At 48.2% G+C, this 5,600-nt stretch carries 5 protein-coding genes; 3 read left to right on the top strand and 2 right to left on the bottom strand.

Features of this window, described 5'->3' with window-relative positions; translation table 11 throughout:
* The first annotated feature begins 195 nt into the window (after nt 1-195).
* The 3 genes from VMW01_07465 (at nt 196) to VMW01_07455 (ending at nt 3,783) form a co-directional block, all read left to right on the top strand.
* Nucleotides 196-1,593, top strand: a complete 1,398-nt coding sequence (locus tag VMW01_07465) for an MFS transporter (protein HUW06083.1) — start codon at nt 196-198, stop codon at nt 1,591-1,593.
* A 26-nt stretch (nt 1,594-1,619) separates the two neighbouring features.
* Entirely contained in the window at nt 1,620-2,102 is a 483-nt protein-coding gene (locus tag VMW01_07460; protein HUW06082.1) for a hypothetical protein, read from the top strand.
* A 61-nt stretch (nt 2,103-2,163) separates the two neighbouring features.
* Entirely contained in the window at nt 2,164-3,783 is a 1,620-nt protein-coding gene (locus VMW01_07455) for an ATP-binding cassette domain-containing protein (GenBank protein HUW06081.1), read from the top strand.
* Nucleotides 3,784-3,849: 66 nt separating this feature from the next.
* Here VMW01_07455 and VMW01_07450 read toward each other — a convergent pair whose 3' ends face one another.
* Nucleotides 3,850-4,686 carry a S1-like domain-containing RNA-binding protein gene (locus VMW01_07450; protein ID HUW06080.1) on the bottom strand — a complete coding sequence of 279 codons (837 nt, stop codon included), beginning with the start codon at nt 4,684-4,686 and terminating at the stop codon, nt 3,850-3,852.
* A 468-nt stretch (nt 4,687-5,154) separates the two neighbouring features.
* The coding region (locus tag VMW01_07445; GenBank protein HUW06079.1) for a hypothetical protein at nt 5,155-5,600 on the bottom strand (446 nt) is incomplete at its 5' end.

Here is a 5,600-nt window from a genome sequence, read left to right as displayed (position 1 = left end):
CTTGCTTGAAATCATTTCTTGAATAATTTTGTGACGTTCCGAATCGGTAAAATAATTACCCCTTTTTAATCCTGAAATAGCTTTACTTTTTTCTACCATTTTACACTTTTTTAGTGTAAACCTATTTTAGGACAAGACAATTTTCCTCTTCCCATTTTTTCTTACATTCATGCCGTGCAATCAAACGTCTACAGCATGGAAAGCGCAGCCCATTCACCGGTTAACAAAACGCTGGTGCTCATTCTGGTAATGGTAACCTCCGTTATTACACCCTTTATGGGTACGGCGGTAAACCTTGCCCTTCCGGTAATCAGCACCCAATTTTCGTTAAATGCCATCTCCATGAGCTGGGTGGCCATGTCGTTTTTGCTTGCAACGGCGGTGTTTATGGTTCCCATGGGTAAGCTGTCGGACATCCTGGGCCGAAAAAAGGTGTTTATCTGGGGAAACCTTATTGTGGGGGTATCGTCCATCCTGTGCGCCCTCTCCTGGTCGGGTGAGGTGCTCATTGCAATGCGGGTGATTCAGGGTTTTGGCAGCGCCATGATGTTTGCCACCAGCATGGCGCTGATTACCTCGGTATACCCTCCCAAGGAGCGGGGAAAAGCCATTGGGCTAAGCGTTACTGCCGTTTACGTTGGGCTTTCGGCCTCACCGGTGGTTGGTGGTTTCCTCATCGGTTGGTTTGGTTGGCAGAGCTTGTTCTACGTGACAGCTCCCATTGGCATCGTCGCAGCCATTATCGCCTTCTTGGGCATAAAAACCGATTGGAAGGAGGCTCAAAACGAACAGTTCGACTACCGTGGCTCATTGCTCTACCTAGTGGCCATGAGTGCCTTTATGTATGGCTTTTCGCAGCTGCCCGACCCCACGGCCATTGTACTAACGGTTGGTGGTGCCATTGGCGTGATTCTTTTTGTTTGGGTAGAGCTTAAGGCTACCTATCCGGTGCTCAACATGCAGCTGTTTGCCCACAACCGCCACTTTGCCCTCTCCAACCTTGCTGCGCTCATAAACTACGCCACCACCTTTGCCATCACCTTTTTGCTGAGCCTATATCTAGAATACATAAAGGGGTTATCGCCACGCGATGCAGGCATTTTGCTGGTTACTCAACCCGTGATGATGGCGCTGGTGGCCTCCTTTTCCGGTCGCCTCTCCGACAAGTACGACTCCGGCTGGCTGGCCTCGGGCGGCATGGCCATAATTGCCGTTGGGCTGGTGATGCTCATCCCCCTCAACGAAGCCACCACCACCTCCTACCTCATTGTCAGCTTGGCCATTCTCGGTTTTGGCTTTGGGCTGTTTTCGTCGCCCAACACCAACGCCATAATGAGCTCGGTGGAGAAGAAGTATCTGGGCATTGCATCGGCCACTGTTGGAACCATGCGCCTTACGGGCCAAATGATGAGCATGGGCATTGCTACCCTCATCATCAACATATTTATGGGCGACGCTAAAATTGTTACCTCAAATCACCCTCAATTCATGCATTCGGCAAGGGTAACGTTTGCTATATTTGTGGCGCTTTGTGTTCTCGGAATTTGGGCTTCGCTGGCCCGGGGGAAAAATGAGCACGAGCAAGCTAAGTAGTAAGTAAAACTGCTAACCTAGAGTTGATGGATGCTAAGGAGAAGGAGAAGTTTAAGCTGAGCATACCCAAGCGTGACCTTCTATTTGTGGCAGCAGGAGTGTGGACGTTTGCAGGCGGCATGTTGCTGGTTAGGGGTGGCATTATGCTTATGCACTACCCTGCACACCTCTGGATAAAAGAGCTGTCGTGTCTCGTTGGTGGCCTACTCTTTTACTGGGTTCTATTTTCAACCATATCGCAGAAGCATACCACCCGCATTTTAACCATGGATACTGAGCGGCCCTGCATGTTTGCCTTCTTCAGCGTTAGAAGTTACCTTTTAATGGTGGTAATGATCTCGTTGGGGATTACCCTGCGCCTGTCGGGTATTATTTCGCCCGAGTATCTTTCCTACGGCTACCTCACCATGGGTATTCCCCTGTTTCTCTCCGCATTCCGATTTTATTACGTGGGTATTCGCTACCAAGAGGTTATATCGGAGAAGAATGGTGAAAACTACCTCGATTAAAAATAAAATGCCTACTTTTGCCGCCCGTAAATAGGCAACAACATCAAACTAATTCCAATTAATGATAACAGTCTCTAACGTGGGACTCCAGTTTGGCAAACGGATTCTTTTCCAAGATGTCAATCTGAAGTTTACAGCAGGCAATTGCTATGGTATAATCGGTGCCAATGGTGCCGGAAAATCGACATTTCTTAAAATTTTAACCGGCGACCAAGATCCAACCAACGGCACCATTAGCTTTGGTAAGGGTGAACGGCTCTCGGTGCTCAAGCAGGACCACTTTGAATTCGACGAATATACGGTGCTAAACACCGTGCTCATGGGCCACTCTTCGCTCTGGAGTATAATGCAGGAGAAGGATGCGCTATACGCCAAGCCCGACTTTAACGATGCCGATGGCCTACGGGTTGGTGAGCTCGAAACCCACTTCGCAGAGATGGACGGATGGAATGCCGAAAGCAATGCGGCTAACCTCCTCAGCGGTTTAGGTGTTAAGGAAAGTTTACACCAGAAGCTAATGCAAGACCTTAGCGGTAAGGAGAAGGTGCGCGTGCTGCTGGCACAGGCACTCTTTGGCAAGCCCGACAACCTACTGCTCGATGAGCCTACCAACGACCTCGACCTCGATACAGTAAGCTGGCTCGAGAACTACCTCTCCAACTTCGAAAATACGGTACTGGTGGTATCGCACGACCGTCACTTCCTCGACTCCATCTGTACCCACACGGTGGATATCGATTTCAGCCGTATTGAGATGTTTTCGGGTAACTACAGCTTCTGGTATGAGAGTAGCCAGCTGGCACTTCGTCAGCAGCAGAACCAGAACAAGAAGGCCGAGGAGAAGAAAAAGGAGCTGTTGGAATTTATTGCCCGCTTTAGCGCCAACGTGGCCAAGAGCAAGCAGACCACCAGCCGCAAGAAAATGATTGAAAAACTTAACATTGAGGAGATAAAGCCATCGAGCCGTAAGTACCCGGGCATTATTTTCAAACCCGACCGCGAGCCTGGCAACCGAATTTTGGAGGTTACCAACCTCAGCAAACGAATTGAGGGTGAGTTGGTGTTCGACAAGGTAAACTTCACCATAGAGAAGGACGAAAAGGTGGTATTCCTGTCGCATGACCCTAGAGCCATGACTGCCCTTTTTGAGATTCTTAACAAGAAAATGAAGGCGGATAGCGGAACCTTTGAGTGGGGCGTTACCATTACCAAGGCGTATCTACCAATCGACAACTCCAGCTTTTTTGAAACAGACCGTTCGCTCATCGACTGGCTAGCCCAATACTCGGACGATACCACAGATTTTTACCTTCGTGGTTTTCTTGGGCGGATGCTCTTCTCCGGTGAGGAGGTTTACAAGAAGGCATCAGTGCTTTCGGGAGGCGAAAAGGTGCGATGTATGATTGCCCGCATGATGCTCAAGGACGCCAACCTGATGATCCTCGACACCCCAACAAACCACCTCGATTTGGAGTCGATTCAGGCATTTAACAACGGGTTGCAGAAATTTCCCGGAATTGTGCTCATGTCGTCGCACGACCACGAGTTTATCCAAACCGTTTGTAACCGAATTATTGAGCTTACTCCCCACGGCACCATTGACAAAAAGATGGATTACGACGACTACATCACCGATGAGTCGATAAAGGAGCTAAGGGAAAAGATGTACCGAAAGAAATAATTCCCACTGCCTAAAAAAAGGCGACCATAAAGGCCGCCTTTTTTGTTTTACGAATATCGTATATATCTACTTCTCCAACAGCCGAATGCCATCGTCGTTAATGGAGATTATTTTATCCTTGTAAAGCAGTCCTATTGCCTTTTTAAAGCTCTTCTTACTCATGCCAAGCAGCTTGTAAATCAGGTCTGGATTGGTATTGTCGTTAAGGGCGAGGTAGCCGTTATACTTCTTTAGCGCATTGAGCACTATTTCCGACATCTCGTCCACCTTTCGGTAGCCAGGCTTGGTGAGCATTAGGTCTATTTTGTAATCGTCGCGCACCTTCTTAATGAAGCCTTTCATGCGCTCACCCTTATTGAGCGGTTTGAACACCTCGTTACGGTATACAACTCCGGTAAAGGTATTGTCAACAATGGCGTTGTAACCCAAGCTGGTCTCACTATAAATTAGCAGATCTACCTCGGCACCAAACTCATACTCCGGCACAAGGTTATCGAGAAAACGTTCAAACTTAGCGGTGGCTACAATACGGTCGGTTTCGGAATCGACATAAAGGCGAACAACGTAGCGCTTGCCTTTTTCCATGGAAAGCCGCTGCTCCCGGAAAGGAACAAATAGATCTTTGGGCATTCCCCAGTCGAGAAATGCACCAAACTTGGTAACCGCAATAACTTCGAGGTAGGCAAACTCACCCACCATTGCCAAAGGTTTTTCGGTGGTGGCAACCAGCCTGTCCTCCGAGTCGAGGGAGATAAAAACATCAACCTCATCGTCTAGACTATAAGCCTCAGGTAGGTAGCGGAGCGGCATCAAAATTTCGCCAAGATTATCCCCGTCGAGGTAAACCCCAAATTCCACTTCCCGCTCAATGCGTAACTTGTTATATCGTCCTATTTCTGCCATGGCAGCATCTACTTAAAATTGAACCGCGAAGATACCAATTTTATTCAGATTATCAACCTGTTCAGGCTTACGGTCGTTAGCGGGTTAGGTTGATAGCGAAATAGGGTGATGAGGTAGGGAGATTTAATTCGGCTACGCCGAACTCTCCGGCAACTGCCGGATCGGTTCTAATTTCTAGCTACACAGAGTTTCACGGTGTTTCCAAAGTGTAGCACAGGGGAGTTAAGGCGCGCCACTGCGGTTTCCATTCTCTTTTGCCACCTTGGGGTGATTGCGGTGCAGGGTTGTTTTTGTGCGTTGAACAGCAATTGTTGGTGCACCGCCTGCTCATTACATCCAGCCATTTCTACAAACATTGCACCCCGCTGGGGTGCCAGAAGGTGGTTAGCACTTTAGGATGCTAGAATTTTAGAAAATAGTAGCAGCTTCACAACTTCCGTCTTCGGGCTTCTGACTCCGGTCTTCCATCTACTCCCCAACCGCAAAAGAGATCTCCTGCTCCGAGATGTTTCCTAAAGCATCGAAGGCTTTAACCTTAAGGGTGTAGGTCTTTCCAGATTTGAAGTTGGAAATAGGCAGAATGTAGGGATGATCCTTTTCTCCATTAAGGCTATAGAAAATCTTTGAAACACCCGCAATTTGGTCGGTTGCGCCAAGAAAAACAATTAGGTTGGAAGGATATACCTTTGTTCCAGCGGAGTCGGTTGAAACTGGATTAACCCCAAATATCATTGAAACCACAGGTCCAGTGGCATCAACAAAAAACGATCCTTTACCTATGTTGAGGTTATCCACGTTGTCGAATGCGGTGTAGGTAAAGTGGTGCATTCCCTCCTTTGTCACCATAAATGGTTCGGAATAGACGGCTTCAATAGCACTATCGAGGCGATAGGTTACCTGCGCCACGCCCGATT

This window comes from Williamwhitmania sp., from assembly GCA_035529935.1.
Taxonomy (GTDB): domain Bacteria; phylum Bacteroidota; class Bacteroidia; order Bacteroidales; family Williamwhitmaniaceae; genus Williamwhitmania.
This window is presented reverse-complemented; position numbering and strand designations above follow the sequence as displayed.